General features: G+C 31.6%; 12 protein-coding genes. 6 read left to right on the forward strand and 6 right to left on the reverse strand.

The features are described 5' to 3' along the window. Positions 1-284: 284 nt before the first annotated feature. Positions 285-1,739: a glycosyltransferase family 2 protein gene (locus tag CLU81_RS05815; RefSeq protein WP_099708960.1), complete on the reverse strand. Its 1,455-nt coding sequence runs from the start codon at positions 1,737-1,739 to the stop codon at positions 285-287. A gap of 450 nt (positions 1,740-2,189) precedes the next feature. Here CLU81_RS05815 and CLU81_RS05820 point away from each other — a divergent pair, with 450 nt between their 5' ends. Next, positions 2,190-2,387 carry a hypothetical protein gene (locus CLU81_RS05820; RefSeq protein WP_099708961.1) on the forward strand — a complete coding sequence of 66 codons (198 nt, stop codon included), beginning with the start codon at positions 2,190-2,192 and terminating at the stop codon, positions 2,385-2,387. A gap of 1 nt (position 2,388) precedes the next feature. Here CLU81_RS05820 and CLU81_RS05825 read toward each other — a convergent pair whose 3' ends face one another. From CLU81_RS05825 to CLU81_RS05840, 4 genes are all read right to left on the reverse strand, one after another. Continuing rightward, positions 2,389-2,925, reverse strand: coding sequence for a type II CAAX prenyl endopeptidase Rce1 family protein (locus CLU81_RS05825; protein WP_099708962.1), 537 nt, complete (start codon positions 2,923-2,925; stop codon positions 2,389-2,391). Between the two features lie 149 nt (positions 2,926-3,074). After that, on the reverse strand, positions 3,075-3,554 hold the full coding sequence (locus CLU81_RS05830) for a hypothetical protein (protein ID WP_099708963.1): 480 nt from the start codon (positions 3,552-3,554) through the stop codon (positions 3,075-3,077). Positions 3,555-3,592: 38 nt separating this feature from the next. After that, a complete protein-coding gene (locus tag CLU81_RS05835; RefSeq protein ID WP_099708964.1) occupies positions 3,593-6,472 on the reverse strand; it encodes a type I restriction endonuclease subunit R in 2,880 nt (959 codons plus the stop codon). Between the two features lie 10 nt (positions 6,473-6,482). Continuing rightward, complete coding sequence (locus CLU81_RS05840) at positions 6,483-6,809, reverse strand: hypothetical protein (protein WP_099708965.1); 327 nt, start codon at positions 6,807-6,809, stop codon at positions 6,483-6,485. Between the two features lie 272 nt (positions 6,810-7,081). On the opposite strand from CLU81_RS05840, the gene CLU81_RS05845 reads away from it, so the two are divergent. The 4 genes from CLU81_RS05845 (at position 7,082) to gwsS (ending at position 11,533) form a co-directional block, all read left to right on the forward strand. Further along, entirely contained in the window at positions 7,082-7,483 is a 402-nt protein-coding gene (locus CLU81_RS05845; RefSeq protein ID WP_233209667.1) for a hypothetical protein, read from the forward strand. 100 nt (positions 7,484-7,583) lie between these two features. Then, positions 7,584-9,338, forward strand: coding sequence for a hypothetical protein (locus CLU81_RS05850; RefSeq protein ID WP_099708966.1), 1,755 nt, complete (start codon positions 7,584-7,586; stop codon positions 9,336-9,338). A 9-nt stretch (positions 9,339-9,347) separates the two neighbouring features. Further along, positions 9,348-10,286, forward strand: coding sequence for a hypothetical protein (locus CLU81_RS05855; protein ID WP_099708967.1), 939 nt, complete (start codon positions 9,348-9,350; stop codon positions 10,284-10,286). Between the two features lie 146 nt (positions 10,287-10,432). After that, positions 10,433-11,533 (forward strand): grasp-with-spasm system SPASM domain peptide maturase, encoded by a 1,101-nt coding sequence (gene gwsS / locus CLU81_RS05860; protein ID WP_099708968.1) that lies wholly within the window; start codon positions 10,433-10,435, stop codon positions 11,531-11,533. Here gwsS and CLU81_RS05865 read toward each other — a convergent pair. Then, the gene (locus tag CLU81_RS05865; protein ID WP_099708969.1) at positions 11,502-13,103 is read right to left on the reverse strand and encodes a Na+/H+ antiporter; all 1,602 of its coding nucleotides are present in this window, start codon (positions 13,101-13,103) and stop codon (positions 11,502-11,504) included. The two genes, gwsS and CLU81_RS05865, sit on opposite strands and share 32 nt — an antisense overlap. 479 nt (positions 13,104-13,582) lie before the next feature. Here CLU81_RS05865 and CLU81_RS05870 point away from each other — a divergent pair, with 479 nt between their 5' ends. Then, positions 13,583-15,931, forward strand: a complete 2,349-nt coding sequence (locus CLU81_RS05870; RefSeq protein WP_099708970.1) for a mechanosensitive ion channel family protein — start codon at positions 13,583-13,585, stop codon at positions 15,929-15,931. The last annotated feature ends 144 nt before the right edge of the window (positions 15,932-16,075 follow it).

Below are 16,075 nucleotides of genomic sequence, written 5' to 3' on the forward strand. Positions count from 1 at the left end.
TCCCATGGTTGAAACCACGGGCTATGCCTGAAACAGGATACGATTATTTACGAAAATATTGTTATGAAAATGAGTGCCCTAGCCCCGATAGTCCCGAAGTGTCGGGAGAAAATTCTTTTATGGCAGTCCCGAGGCTTCGGGAGCCATAAAAGATTGGAACGGAAAGCGGGATTAGCTCCTAAAAAAAATTACCACAACATTTTAGTGCATAAAAAAACTCCTGCTCAGATGAACAGGAGTTGCAAAAAAACAAATCAATTCTATTTTTTTAATTACAATTATTTTTAGACTAAACCACGTGTCAACCAGCCTCTTTTATTGGCGGTAACAATGGCATAAGGTGTTATCCAGAATAAGCTGAAGGTGTAGAAAACGCTATAAGAATATGCCCAAAGCGAATCTGCAAGATTGTATCTTTTAGCATAAAACAAGACCGGAAAACTCGATACAATTAAGATTCCTAATAATGTTGAGCTTAAAAATAATAACGGATGCATGGCGATAAACACGAACATAAAAATCATGAACGGATACGCCATAACGATTTTCAGCGCTTGGTTGAACCATAAAAGACGGGCTCCAAATTTAGATTCTTTTCTAAAATCGGTGAAAACATATTTAGCCATTGCAATATTCTCACGCACATTACTTCTACTCCATCTAATGAACATTTTGTATAATCCGGTGTATTCTTCAGGAACGTTTGTCAATACATAAGCATTTCTTTGAAATACAACATGTTGACCTTGTTTCAAAATCATATTTGTCATCGCACGGTCTTCGCCAATATCAGATGGTTGTCCCATAAAAGTTTGGTTGATCCATTCGTCAAGACAAGCAAAAACCGAAGTTTTTCTATAAGCCGCCGCTGCTCCAGGAGTACAAAGTACAGAACCTAATTTACTTTCGGCAGAACGCATGAATTCAAAACTCATTACGAAACTTACGTTAAGCATTTTTGGCAAGATTGCTTTTTTACTGTTCAATACATGAACGTTTCCTGCAACAGCTCCACATTTTTCGTCTACTACAAACGGACTTACTAAATTTCTTAGCGTATCTTTTTTCACGATTGAATCACTATCAACCGTTACAAAAATTTCTCCCATTCCTAGTTCAAATCCACGGTGAAGAGCATGACGTTTTCCTTTGTTTTCAGGTTGTTGAAAAATAGTTAAACGATCGCCTAATTTTATTTTGGCTTGTTGCATCCAGTACCAAGTATCATCTTTACTTCCGTCGTCAACTGCTAAAATTTCTAGTTTATGCGCCGGAAAATCACTGTCTGCCAAACTCAATAAAGTATCCCAAACCAGTTTTCCTTCGTTATATGCAGGAACGATTACGGTACAAGTTGGCAACATTTCGTCCGAAACTGATTCGATTGGTTTGTAGTTAAAATACAAGTATAAATTATACAGAAATACTCCGGTTTGAAAAACAAATAATATTCCTGCAACGACCAAAAACGGAAATCCCCAAGAAGAATTCATTCGGTCGATCTGAAACTGATCAAAGTCGGATTGTAAATGATATACGGAGTACGCTCCAACAAACAATAAGGCAAATGTGCTTACCAACACAAATAATCCGAATTTACTTTTGGTGCGCTCGCTTACTTTTTTTGCTGCTACATTGTCATTACTAATTCGAAAAATGGAACTTTTTAAGGCTCGTTCGTTACTAAGATCTGGATTTGAAGTATAAAATTGTTCTGATGTTAAGGTTTCACTTTTCATATGACACTACTTTTGATTGCTTTCTATGGGCTTTTATTTAATTTGCTTTCCCTCCGATTTCGTTATTCTCATTTATCGGAAAGGATTTTACATTATCCCATTTTGCAAGCCTTGTGCCATTATTATTTTTTACTGGTTTCTAGCAGTTTAAGTATTTCAAGTGATTTTTGAGTGTGTAATTATTATACGTTTTGGTATACAGGATACAGTTTTTATTGGGGTTTTGGAGGTTTTTGAGTTGAGGTTTTTGGAGCTATTTCCAGCCATCCACTATATCTTTTCCCGCTTAAAGAAAGCAGTAAAAGGATGCCGCTTCTGTCTGGGCTAAGGCAATTAGATTCCCGAGAAACTTATTAACGTATAAATATGCATTTGTATTGTTTTCATTCATTAATATTCTTGTAGAATAATTGATTTGGTTTCAAATTATATAAAAAGAAACAAGATATTATGAAAATTGCGCTAGTTATAATAGATCCTTCAAAACCAAAATCGCCTCCACTTAAAAAGAATGGTTTTTCAGGAACATATCCTAAGATGCTTATTACTTTAATCCCACTAACATTACTTCCTAATAAACACCCAATGGAAAAATTCCAAAATGCATGTATGAAGCTTGTCAATAGAATTGAATTACTTTTTAAATAAATCAAGCTAAAAAAACACCTGCGATCGCAACATTAACCAATCCTATTACATTAACATTTGGATTGAATAAATGAAACAGACTAAAAAATAAAGAAACCAAGATTATATCTTTTATGGAAACATCAGTAACCACAACTTTGTACGGAATAAATCTAAAAAGAATTTCCTCTACTGACGCTGAAAGAAATATTAAAAGAAAATAAACAATAATTTCACTATCCCAATTACTATAATTGTAGACTTTGATTAATTTAAAACCAACGAGCAAAGAATATATAATAAACGGAAGTAAACAAGTTAGTAAAATTGCCTTATTACTGAAACCTTTAGCTAAAAAGCTGTTTTTAAAATTATCATATAAATTTTCTTTCCAGAACACATATACAATATAAATAAGTTGAGGACAAAACGTAGCTATCCATATTTTATAACTGAATGTTTTTGCATACAGATCTTCAAAAGCAATAAAAATAAAAGGTATGGATATAAAAGATATAGTTAAAAAGGCTTTTAGGTAAAAGCTAATTATTTTTTTCATATTGTAATTTAAAATAGTATTGCCCTTAAAATTTTACCTAAAGGATAATACACAAACCTACAAAAAGCACTATAACAAAAACTGAGGGAAACCGTAAACCAAAGAAAATAATTTATATATGAAATTTTAAGTGAACACCGATAATCAATTTACAAGCTAAATGGATTGTTTTCTAATACAGTACTTACTAAATTATCAATTTTTTTCTCATACCAATTCAAACATAACCTACGATGAGTTCCTCTTCGAACTTTTCCTAAAGGCACTTCTAAAATATAATCTTTCGTATTATCTACTTCCATAACAGTAAAAAAATGCTGCCTGACATCAAATACATCTCTTATACTACTTATAGTGATATCAACCGGAAGATTAGCATCATGAAAATCTTTACAATCCTGAATAATTTGTTTTGTATCTGTAGCTGAGTTTATATAAATTCTAATTAAATTTCCGTTATCATCAAAGCGTTCCAAAATCACTCTAAAATCACGATGTGTAGCACTTGGTGGATAATTCCAATTTGCTTTAACCGTAAATCTTTTTGTAGTAATAAGCCACAATTCCAGCCTTGTTATGGCACCTGTTTTTCCCGTTTCGGGAGCTCCTCCAAATAATAAATATTTCATATTAATTTCTTGCTTATAAATTGATTAAATACAAATCTTTATGCCATCATTCCTTTTACAAAAACCTCTATGAACTCCTTCATTCTAGCAATAATTCGATCGCCAATTACTCTTGCCTGAAGAATACTTGGTCTATTGTCTAAACATTGAAAAACTTCGTCTTTTATTGGTTCTCTGCCACTATAAATATAAGCATCGATCAATGCTTTGAATTGGGCTTTATCCAGATGTTCTTCTTCGCATAGTTTGCCTAATGCTAATACTTTTTGATCTTGCCAGAATTTTTCAAACTCATCTTCAATCGAATCACCATCTTTAATGTGAGGCATATTTTCATCAATGAATTTCTGAATTAATTCTCTTTTACTTCTCAATTGAATATCACCACCTAATAAATCTATAATTATTTTTCTTTGAGTAGCGGCCGTACTAGGAATTTTAGCTCCTTTTAATTGTGCTAATAATTTCAGAATATAAGCGACATTAATTTGATCCCTATGAATTAATTCTAATTCAAAATCAATATCATCAAGTATAGACGTTTTTTGTTTTTTATTGTCTTGCTTTACTTTTTCGTATAAATCCAGATACTTGCTTTTGTAGTCTTCAAATTCCTGCTCATCAATTGGTAAATCTTCCCAATCAAAATCAGTGTAGGATTGTAACACATTCATTGCTCGCATCAATTTTCTAAAAGCTTGCACAAATTGCGCTTCGTCTTCTTCGCTTTCTAAATTATCTACACTCTGATAAGTTGGCGTTATTTCTCTCAATAATTTTAATGCTTCATCAAACTTCTCCGCTATTGTTTCATAATCAGGCATATTGACAACTTCTATTGCCTCTTTATTCGAAAATAAAGTAATTGCATCATCAGTTGCTTTTTTAAGATTCCTGAACGATAAAATGTTTCCTTGCGACTTCTGTTCTCCTAAAATTCTATTTGTTCTCGAATAAGCTTGTATTAAACCATGTTGCTTCAGGTTTTTATCTACATAAAGAGTATTTACTTTTTTGGCATCAAAACCAGTAAGCATCATATTTACAACAATTACAATATCCAACCGATCTTGTTCATTATTGAAATTTTCTTTTTCACGATTTTTTAATCGTTTACTTATATTTTGGAAATATTTTTCAAATGATGAACTGTCTTTGTTTGTAAAACTCGCGCCAAACATTACATTATAATGACCAATATATTTTTCGAGTTTATCTCTTGTATGACTGGATTCATAAAGAGTTCTTGGTTCTGCCAAAACATCAAAATCTACTTCATCAGCAGGAAGAAAATCCTGAGCTTCGTCTGAATCTTCATTAGTGCCATAGGTAAAAATAGTAGCAATACGCAAATCATGTTCACCAGCTTCTTTCTTTTGCTGAAAAAGATCATAGTATTTAATTACATTGTCAATACTACTAACTGCCAACAATGCAGAATACTCTCTATTAAAGGTTTTTTGATTGTGATAAGCAATAATATAATCAACGATTTTATTGATTCTTTTGTGAGAGTCCAGAACTTCTTGCTTATCGATATCTTCAACTTCAATATCAATAAATGTATTACTTTTATTTTTGTATTTCCCCACATATTCAATTCCAAAACGCAGTACATTTTGATCTCGAATAGCATCTGTAATCACATATTTATGCAAACAGTTTCCAAATAAATCTTTGGTGGTTCTTTTTCCTAAATCATTTTTAGAAGCATTTTCAGCAAATATCGGCGTTCCCGTAAAGCCGATTAACTGACTTTTTTCAAAGAATTTTGTAATGCGTTCATGTGTTTCTCCAAATTGAGAACGATGGCATTCATCAAAAATAAAAACGATTTTCTTATGTCGCAAAGGCTCAATATTCCCTTTAAAACGTTCTGAAACGGCATTATTTAATTTTTGAATGGTTGTTAAAACCAATTTAGTATTATCCGTTAATTGCCTAATCAAAGATTGTGTATTATCAGTAACATCAACGCTATCTTTTTTGAAAGCATTAAACTCATTCATTGTTTGATAATCCAGATCTTTTCTATCTACTACAAAAACAACTTTGTAAACATGTGGCAATTCCATTAAGATTTGACTTGCTTTAAACGATGTTAAAGTTTTACCAGAACCTGTCGTGTGCCAGATATAAGCATTATCATTTGAGTTTTTGACCTGATGAATAATGGCTTCTGTCGCAAAATATTGATAAGGTCGTAAGACCATCATTACCTTATGGGTTTCGTTTATTACGATATAATGAGATATCATTTTACCCAAATGATTTGGATTCAGAAAAGCGGCTGTAAAATCAGGTAACTCTCTAATATTTTTATTATTTGCATCTGCCCAAAAGAAAGTTTGCTTAACAGATTGCAATTTGTTGTTTGCTAAATATTTGGTGTTAACTCCATTGCTTATTACAAACAATTGTACATATTGAAACAAACCATGATTGCTCCAAAAAGAATGCATTTGGTAACGATTGATTTGATTGAAAGCTTCTTTGATTTCAATACCTGAACGCTTCAATTCTATTTGAACCAAAGGTAAACCGTTGACCAAAAGTGTTACGTCAAACCGATTTCTATAGCTTCCTTCCAGACTTATCTGATTGGTAACCTGAAATAAATTTTGGCTATTATCTTCAGTATTAAAAAAACGAACATAAAATGAAGTTCCGTCTTCTTTGGTTAAATTATAATAGTCCCTTAGTGTTTTGGCTTTTTCAAAAACATTGCCTTTGGCTAAATGATTTAAAATAGCATCGAATTCCTTAGCAGTAAAAGTAGTTTCATTAAAAAGTTCAAGTTGCTTTTTAAGGTTAAAAACCAAAGATTCTCCATCCTGAATTTTTACAGATAAAAACCCTAAACTAATCAATTGCTTGATTAAGTTATTTTCTAATACAGCTTCAGATTGATGTCCCATATTTTACGATTTAATCCTCATATTGATAAATTTGTCCTTTATTGTATTTGAAAATAGCAAGTACTTTTTCCAATTTATGAACTTTGCAAAATTCATGAACTTTTGCCCAGGAAAGAAAATGAATGTCAAAATCTGTCTTACGCTCAAATTTATCTATATCTGCTTGATTACTCGGAATAAGACCTATATAGTAAGCTTTCTTGCAGTCAAGTAATAGTTTAACAGCTTCGAGTACGACCTCATTCTCTCCTATTTTTCTAATCTCTTTATATCTAGGTTCTTCAATACCATTTTTCAAAACATTTAAAGTATGATTGTCAAATAATAATTTTTTCAAATAAAGTCACTTATCTTAAAAACAAATAACATTCTTAAAATCAAAGTTTATTTATGGAAAACCATAATTTGGAGAAAAATATCCTACTCCTCATAAATCCACAACCTCATCTCTCCAAATTCAACTCCTTTTTTAATCCTCCTAACATCTCTACATTTAGAATACAAACCATTTCTACAAATTCTTTTTTTATCATTTTCCAACTCCAAAATTTCTAATCAACAAACATTAACTAAATTATTTATAAGAAAAATACTATTTTAACATTTGGATTGCGTAATATTGGAATTACAAAATTATTATTTCTTTTCTATTTATGTAAAGTGCACGTTACAGAAGGACAAATTGATATTGATGATTTTAAAATGTTTTTTTTATTAATTAAAAAATTAGAAATTATGAATTTGGAAAGTTTAAAATTAGACAAGTTTAAAGACTGTACTTTAAAAAGAGAACAATTATTCGAACTGAATGGTGGTGGTATGTATTCAACTGGATCAAATATCTGTGCTCCTCATGGAGCTTCGCAGCGAGTGATGAATTTTGATTATGGCTATGACTCTTATAGAGGTGGAGAAGTGACATTTCATGACAGAAGTAATATTAAAGATATTTGTGACAATGGTTTTATTACTGCAGATAAAATGGATACTCCTCTTAGACCAGTTTTATAGATGATTTTTTAAGTCTGAATTATTGAAATATAATTCAGACTTGTTTCTACATCTCTCCAAAGTGATTTAATCTTTTCTTTTAACTTTAACAGCTTTTATTTTGAAATTTATATATATAATATCTTTTACAATTTTAGTAAATATTCTATTTAGCAGTAATGCTTCAGGGCAAAATCAGTTAAAACAGAAAAGCTATAATCAAAGCAATTTTGAAAAAAATAAAATATTTGAGGAAATGTACCATTTGCGTTGGTCCAAATACAGTAACTGGTCTCCGAATACTAAAGATACCTTAGCTTATTTTGTTGACGATCGAAATTATAAGGGAGTAGTAAACTATGGAGTGACTTTTCGAAGAAGAGATAATAAAAGCTTTCATTTTTTAGAGAGTAATTCCATATATTTTTTAAATGTAGAAATCATAAAGTGTAATTATAATTCTAAAGATAGTCTCATTAGTATAGAAGGATTTGTAAGTGGTGGATGGTGGAATGAACTGGGCAGAAATAAGAACATAGAAAATGATATTAATATATTTCTAGGAGAAAAAACAGATACCATAAATACTTGTTATCTTGGTAATGCTTGTTATGATAAAATTATAGATAAGAAAAGTATAGAATCAAAATTGAATGGACAAGAAATAGATGAATACAGTTTTTTAGATACATTTCCGGCCTTTTACTTTAAAAAATATTCTTATTATAAAACAGCACCTAAAGGCAGACGTGCTTTTAAAATAAGTGGAAAAGTTACTCAAAAAACACTACTTGCTTTTGGAGCAAGGGGGTGTTATTCTGAGATTTTTGATATAGGTTCAATGATTTATAATCCACATAAAAATCAACGGAAAGAAAACACAAAAAGACAAGAAGGTACATACAAAACGTTAATGATCAATAACAAGCTAATTGCGGATATTGAAAAAGAAAAGGCGCAAAAACAAGAAATCACTTATTACACTTATACACAAAAAGCAGAGAATTATATCCTAGGCAGGCAATATGCCAAAGCTAAAGAAGAGTATAATTTACTTAGCCAAAATTATCCCACCTTGTTTGCAAGAGATATTCATAACGCTGTTCGTTGTGCCATTTTATCGAGAGATTTTAAAACGGCTTTTGAGTGGAGCGAAAAACTGGCTTTAAAAGGTATTAATCTGCCATACTTTAATTCCAAAATTTTCAATGGCTTGCGAAAAAATCCGGAATGGAAAAATTTTAGTAGCAAATACGATTCAATATGCAAAAAAGCACAAAGCAAATGGAATTTAAATCTAAAAAAAGAATTAACAGATTTAGTCAACGAAGATCAGACAGATTATGGATTGGAAAACCGAAAAAGCCCAAAAGTATTATATGAAACTACCGAAAAAGTCACTGGTAAACTGATCGATTTACTAAAGAAAGAAGGTTACCCATCTGAAGAGAAAATAGGCGCTCATGTAATAAGAGATACTACTTTGATATCCTTTCCTGATTTTAATATTTTGATTACACATGCCCTACAACAAAAGCCTGAAAATTTAGCTATTTTAAACGAACTTCTAGATAAAAGCATTACTGCTTTTGAATATGACAGCAAAAGAAATATCAATAATGGTAAAGAATTTGGTTCTTGTTTTCATATTTATAAAGGCAATCTATATGGTTCAAAATCATGCGGAAGAAATGATGTAGAAATTAGAAAAATAAGTTTCAAATTCAGTAACCCTAATGACTTTATTATGGATAATGGAAATTTTATAATTGAAGCATACAACCCTAAAAATCCAAAAGTGGCGGATGATTATTATGCAGAAAACTACAACTTAATCATGAAACTCACGGATGACTGGGAGTTCTATGACAAATAAACATAGATTATGATTTTAATTTACAGTAAAGACGTAGATGATTTTGTAAATAATGTTATTGATTGTCTAGACGAAGATTTCATAAGAATTGGTGAAGCCGATAAAGTTAGCATTGAAGCAATGAATATTAGCAATGAGAAAAGTTCTTATCTATTAAAAACCGGTTATTTAGAAAATATAGAATTAGAAAAAATTCAAAGTATCTGGTTCAATGGCGGATGTATTAATTCAGGAGAAACTGATTATGAAAACAAATGTTATGAAGTTCTAAACGATGCTTTCATTCTGCAAAAATCAATTAAAAAAATAGGAAAAAGAATTGCTGATTTTGAAACGAACCGTCTTGATATTATGTTGGAAGCAAAAGAACAAGGATTAAAAATCCCCCATACTTTAATTACCGGCAGTAAAGAAACGTTGAAAGCTTTCTATGATACTTTTGATCAAAAAAAGGGGATTATCTCTAAAAGAATATTAGATACGCTCTTTTATCAGGATGATGAATATCGCTATAATTTTAATCTAACATTTCAGATCACTTCTGATATTCTTGATAAAACACCTGACGAATTTGCCCTTTCATTTTTTCAGGAACGAATTATAGCCGATTTTGAAATTAGGGTAATCTATATCGATGGCTCTTTTTATTCAATCGCAATTCATGTTTTTGATGATATTATTGATTATAGAACAAAACTTATTGAAATGGATAACTTAAGAATAGTTCCTTTCAAATTGCCTTCAGTAATTGAAGAAAAACTTGAAAGGGTTTTTAAAAAATTTAATCTCAATTATGGTTCGGCTGATCTTATGTATTGTGATGATGATTATTATTTTCTTGAAATAAATCCAACTGGACAAATAAGTTTTATGAACAATACATGCAATTATTATTTAGAAAATAAACTAGCTAAAATTCTACAAGATGGAAAACAAAAAACCAATTAATATTTTTAATGGTTTAAAATCGAAAGTATATAAAAGATCTCTAAATCAAGATAAACCAAAAAACAATTTGATTGCAATTCAATCGTATCAAAATTCTAAGAATATCTCTAAACCTTTTGTCAAACCTATTTCTAAAATAATCTGATTTGAAACAATCTAATTTTATTCTTTTTGCTGACTGTATTCCTGTCAAAGGATCTAACAGAAGTATTATCTGCGATATGAAGAATAACAATTTCTATTTTACTCCCAACGGATTATATGATATTCTGGAAACATATAATGGTAAAACCATTCAAGAAATTAAAAGTCATTTTGAGCATAAATATGATGAAATAATTGATGAATATTTTGACTATTTAATCCATCATAAACTCATCTTTTTCAATTCAAATCCAGATTTATTTCCTAGAATGTCTACAGAATGGAATTCTCCTTCCTTAATTACAAACATCATTATTGATTATGAAGAAATCATTCATAATTTTAATGATTTAATTCCTCAATTTGAAACATTGAAATGTTCTTATATTCAGCTAAGATTTTATAAAAACATAGCTATTGATTATATCAGAAGTATTGCTGAATTATTAAAAAAAGAAAAATCAAGAGTTGTTTCTGTTGACTTCATAATTCCTTATTCTGAAGAATTTAATTTGGATGAACTAAATATAATATTATCAGAAAATAGCAGAATACATTCGATTGTCATTTTTAATTCGCCTTATGATAAAAGTTTTAAATCGTTAAGACAAAATATGGGTTATTTAATGCTTGTAACAAGAAACATCGTTAACGAGAAAGCTTGCGGAATAATAAATGAAGAATATTTCTATTCAAATATTAAACTTTTCAGCGAGTCTCTTCATCACAATACTTGTCTAAATAGAAAAATATCAATTGACAAAGATGGCAACATAAAAAACTGTCCTTCAATGACAACAAGTTTTGGTAATATAAAAGATACCACTTTAGAGGAAGCTTTAAATAAACCTAACTTTAAAAAGTACTGGAACATTACAAAAGAACAAATAGAAACTTGTAAAGATTGTGAGTTTAGGCATATTTGTACAGATTGCCGTGCTTATATCGAAGAACCTGAAAACCTGTTTTCAAAACCTTTAAAATGTGGTTATAATCCATACACTAATGAATGGTCAGAATGGAGTACAAATCGTTTAAAACAAAAAGGAATTGAATTTTACGGAATAAACCCTACTCCTCATACATCTCCATCCACAATCTAGTCTCTTCCAAATCCAATTCCTTCTCAATCTTCCTGAAAATCTCTTCATTGACAGAACCCGATTTGTGCATTGATTCTAGTTTACCGCGTTCTACATTTAAGAGATCAATTTGAAGTTTGGTAAAGTCGTTGAAAATCTCCCCGCCCATAAGATTTCCTTTTCCGAAGAAATTGGCTGGGAGTTCGGTTTTTTGAAGGCGGTTAAATTTTACTTCGTATTTGCTTTTTATGTTGTGAAGCAAGTCGTCGTTGAGTAACGAGAAATTATCTTCGATGTGGGTAATAGTTTGTGAAACAATCACATTTCTTATTTCGTATTCTTCGGCTAGGATTGAATATTTTTCAATTTTTAGTTTTTTGATTAACCACGGTAATGTCAATCCCTGAATAACCAAAGTCGAAAGGATCACGCAAAATACCAGATAAATGATGAGGTTTCGGAGCGGAAAAGCTTCCGTTTCGTTCATCATTAGCGGAAGCGCCAAAGCAGCAGCCATAGAAACTACGCCACGCATTCCGGACCAGCCAAAAACAATCATATTTCGGAAATCAAATTCTTCCTGCAAACGGATTTTTTTACTGATATATCTTGGAAGCAATGTTGCCGGAATTACCCATAAAAAACGTACTAAAATCACGACCAAACTTACTGAAGCACCCCAAACAAACAATGACCAACCGGAATAATCCCCAATTCCTTCGATAATTTGACGCAATTGCAATCCGATTAAGATAAAGATTAATCCGTTTAGAATATTCGTTAAAACGCTCCAAATTGTTCCTGTCATGATTCGGCTTTCGTGTGTGAAAATCGTTCCTGATCTTGCTGAAAGAAAAAGTCCCGTTGCGACTACAGCCAAAACTCCCGAAGCTTCGAAATGTTCGGCAATTAAATAAGAAGCAAAAGGCGTTAATAAAGTTAAAGTTGCTTCGATAACTTCGTCGCAAACAAATCTTTTATGAATAAAACTCATAATATATCCTACACCTAAGCCAATCCCGATTCCTATAACTGACATCACAACAAAATTCAATCCGGCTTGCCAGAGTACAAAATTCCCCGCTGTAATAGCAGTCAAAGCATATTTATAAGCGACCAAACCACTGGCATCATTTACCAGACTTTCGCCTTCGAGAATGGCAATTAATCTCGGGTGTAAACCCAGACCTTTTGTTATAGAAGTAGCCGAAACAGCATCAGGCGGCGAAACGATTGCGCCTAATAAAAAAGCTAACGGCCAGGAAATATCATCTATCAGCATATGTGCAGCAAATGCTACGGCAACAGTTGTAAAAAGCACCAAACCTACAGCCGCCAAAGTAATCGGCCTAATAGTTTGTTTAAAATCAGACCAACTCGTGTACCACGCTGCGTGATATAAAAGTGGCGGTAAAAAGACGATAAAAACAACTTCGGGACTTAATGCAATCACCGGAAGTCCGGGAATAATGCTAATCACAACGCCGCAAAGCACCAACACAATTGGAATTGGGAAATTATATTTTTTACTAACAAGACTCAGGAAAGCGACGCCAAATAGTAACATGATAATTACGGTAATATTCTCCATTTTCTAGGTGTTTTGGTATTTTTGGTATGAGAGTACGAATATAATATTTTTAAAGGTTTACCGAAATTATCTTTTTTCTGGTCTTTGATTAAAATGATTTTTTCTTTTGATTGTGGTTAGTTTTTGCACGCAGATTTGGCAGATTGAACAGATTTTATTTTCTACTTTCTGTGAGTTTCTTTGTGTTTTTCTCACGACCGATTAAATGGATTAAAAAATTAATACTTGTAGACTTTATTCTACATGAATTCATGTTAAGTAAATCTCCAAAAGTAACTCCGAAACGAGAATCCAATCTTTATCGAGCTTCTCACGAGGATTTCTCCTCCGTCGAAATGACAATATTGTACATAAACTTCGCGACTCTGCGACTTTGCGAGATTAATCACAAAATCTCTTTTAACCAAATTTTATCATACTCTTCATCATAAATACTTTAAAAAAAATTACATTTGAACCTTAAATTTATGCCCTAAATTATGATTCAGAAAAGATATTCTATTTGTTTACTTGCCTTATTAGCAGTCTTATTTTTCACGCCACTCGCCTATTCGCAAACAACTCCTCCAAAAACAGAAACCAAATCTTCACTATTTCAGGAAAGTACTACGGACAGCGACTATCTAATGGCTATCGAAAAAGCCGGAGAAGTATTGGAATCTGCTCATAATGACACCGAATTTGATGGAAATAGTCATCATTTATTTGGTGATATCAAAAGAACGCAAAGTAAACTTGATCTTATTCTGGAGAGTTTAAAAGGTGCAAATCCTAATGTTCGCAATCAGCAAATGTATCGTATCGTGCTGAAAGAAATTCAGCAGGAACTTGAAGAACAAAATACAGCAATCAATTCGCGTAATCTGGCTCTTGAAAAAATCAAAAGCAGAGTAATTGATTTGCGCAAAGACAAAACTTTAATGGGTCTTTTGAAAGACACAATTCGTCGCAAACAGTTTAAAAAAGAATTCGCCAATCTTAAAAACAGATACCTGAGCACGGACAGTTTAATGACCAAAAATCAAGGTATTTTAAACAAAAATAAAAGACTTACAGTCGAAAGAAAAATTGCTGTTTCGAATGCTTTAATCACCGTTGACAGCAAACTTGAACAATCAGGAATCGGGATGCTGAAAGAAGATTATCCTACTTTATGGAGTAAAACCGATTCGACAGCTAAAAAAATAGTTAGTCAAAACATAAAAGCCAAGATCATTATCGAAGAAAATGTCGCCGCTTATTACCTAAGTTACAGAGCCGGCGGTTTGATTACATTGGTTTTATTAATGGGATTATTGGGTTGGTACATTTCGCGTAATTTAAAATATTTAAACAGTAATGCACATGCCGATAATCTGGCTCAGTTTAACTTTAAATATTTAAATCGAGGCGTTATAATTCCGGTTTCAGTGATTGGTCTTAATATTGCCGTTGTAAGTAATTTATATGCTCCGGCATTATTTATAGAATTAATTCAGTTGGTTCTTTTGGGACTTCTTACGGTTCTTTTTAAAAATAGATGGCCTGCAGTTGCCATGAAAAACTGGATATTCCTATTAGTTCTATTCTTTGTTTTGTGTTTCCTTGACTTATTTATTGCAGTAGGATTTATTCAGCGTTGCGCTTTTATTGTGATCAATATTTTAGGAATCCGTTACGGTTTAGTTCAGATTAAAACTTTAAAAGAACAGCTTTATATTAAAGGATTTTTTAAATGGGCAACCATAATTTTTATTGGTCTGAATGCTTTATCCCTTTTGAATAACCTTTTCGGAAGAGTTTCATTGGCAAACATGTTAAGTCTTACGGCATTTATTTCGCTAACGCAAATTGTGGCTTTGAGTGTTCTTTTGAAAATTGTTTTAGAAGTTATTCTTTTACAGATTTACACCACGAGAATTAAACGTGGCATCGAAAAAATCTTCGATCACGAAACTCTGTCCGACACACTCAAAAAACCTTTCATTATCATAATTAGTTATATGTGGATTGTTGTAATCGCAGCTAATTTAAATGCATGGGAATCTCTTCGTTCCGGATTAGTAAAATTATTAAGCCATCCAAATACCATTGGAAGCATCACTTTTACTTTAGGAAACATCGTTTTATTCTTCATCATTATTTGGGTAGCACATTTATTGCAAAATTATGTTGCTTACTTTTTTGGCGAAATTGACGATGAAAACGAAGAAAACGTCAATAAAAGACAACATTCTAAACTATTGATTACAAGACTTGTGGTTTTAATAGTCGGCTACCTTTTGGCGGTTGCAGCTTCGGGAATGCCTTTAGACAAACTAAGCATTTTATTAGGAGCTTTAGGTGTCGGTGTTGGACTTGGACTTCAGAATGTGGTTAACAATTTTGTTTCGGGTATTATTTTAATCTTCGATAAACCAATACAAATTGGTGATGTAATCGATATTAGTAATGAATCCGGTCGTGTAAAATCTATGGGATTGCGTACCACCAAAATCAACGCTCCAAACGGTGCCGAAATCATTATTCCGAATGGTAATTTACTTTCTCAAAACATTACAAACTGGACTTACACAGACAATTTTAAACTGGTAGAAATCACATTAGAAGTTTCGGGAGACGTTATGCCTGAGGATATTAATGCGCTTATACTAGAATCTCTTGAAAGCATGCAAATGGTAAATAATACGAAAACACCTCAGATTTATTACAGCGCAATTTCTGAAGGAAAATTCAAATTACAAGTAAAATTCTGGTGCAGTATTTACCGTACCGAAGAAACAATAAGTAGTGCAAGACAAGTACTTTTTGGTAATTTTAAAGCTAAAGGTTTAACTTTATCTACCTAAGAAAATATTCAAAATTTTAATTTCAAAAGCCGTCTTATTGCTACAATTTGACGGCTTTTTTGAATGATTAATCGCCTTAAAATTTGCCGTAAATAAAGACCATTATATTTTCTGTGATTTTTTGCGAGCGATACTACTTTTAAT

Source organism: Flavobacterium sp. 9 (genome assembly GCF_002754195.1).
Classification (GTDB): domain Bacteria; phylum Bacteroidota; class Bacteroidia; order Flavobacteriales; family Flavobacteriaceae; genus Flavobacterium.

Bases quoted from the DNA above. Each gene is read 5' to 3' on its own strand.
- CLU81_RS05835 (WP_099708964.1), bottom strand. From the start codon at position 6,472: ATGGGACATCAATCTGAAGCTGTATTAGAAAATAACTTAATCAAGCAA.
- CLU81_RS05830 (WP_099708963.1), bottom strand. From the start codon at position 3,554: ATGAAATATTTATTATTTGGAGGAGCTCCCGAAACGGGAAAAACAGGT.
- CLU81_RS05815 (WP_099708960.1), bottom strand. From the start codon at position 1,739: ATGAAAAGTGAAACCTTAACATCAGAACAATTTTATACTTCAAATCCA.
- CLU81_RS05870 (WP_099708970.1), top strand. From the start codon at position 13,583: ATGATTCAGAAAAGATATTCTATTTGTTTACTTGCCTTATTAGCAGTC.
- CLU81_RS05820 (WP_099708961.1), top strand. From the start codon at position 2,190: ATGAAAATTGCGCTAGTTATAATAGATCCTTCAAAACCAAAATCGCCT.
- CLU81_RS05825 (WP_099708962.1), bottom strand. From the start codon at position 2,925: ATGAAAAAAATAATTAGCTTTTACCTAAAAGCCTTTTTAACTATATCT.
- CLU81_RS05865 (WP_099708969.1), bottom strand. From the start codon at position 13,103: ATGGAGAATATTACCGTAATTATCATGTTACTATTTGGCGTCGCTTTC.
- CLU81_RS05855 (WP_099708967.1), top strand. From the start codon at position 9,348: ATGATTTTAATTTACAGTAAAGACGTAGATGATTTTGTAAATAATGTT.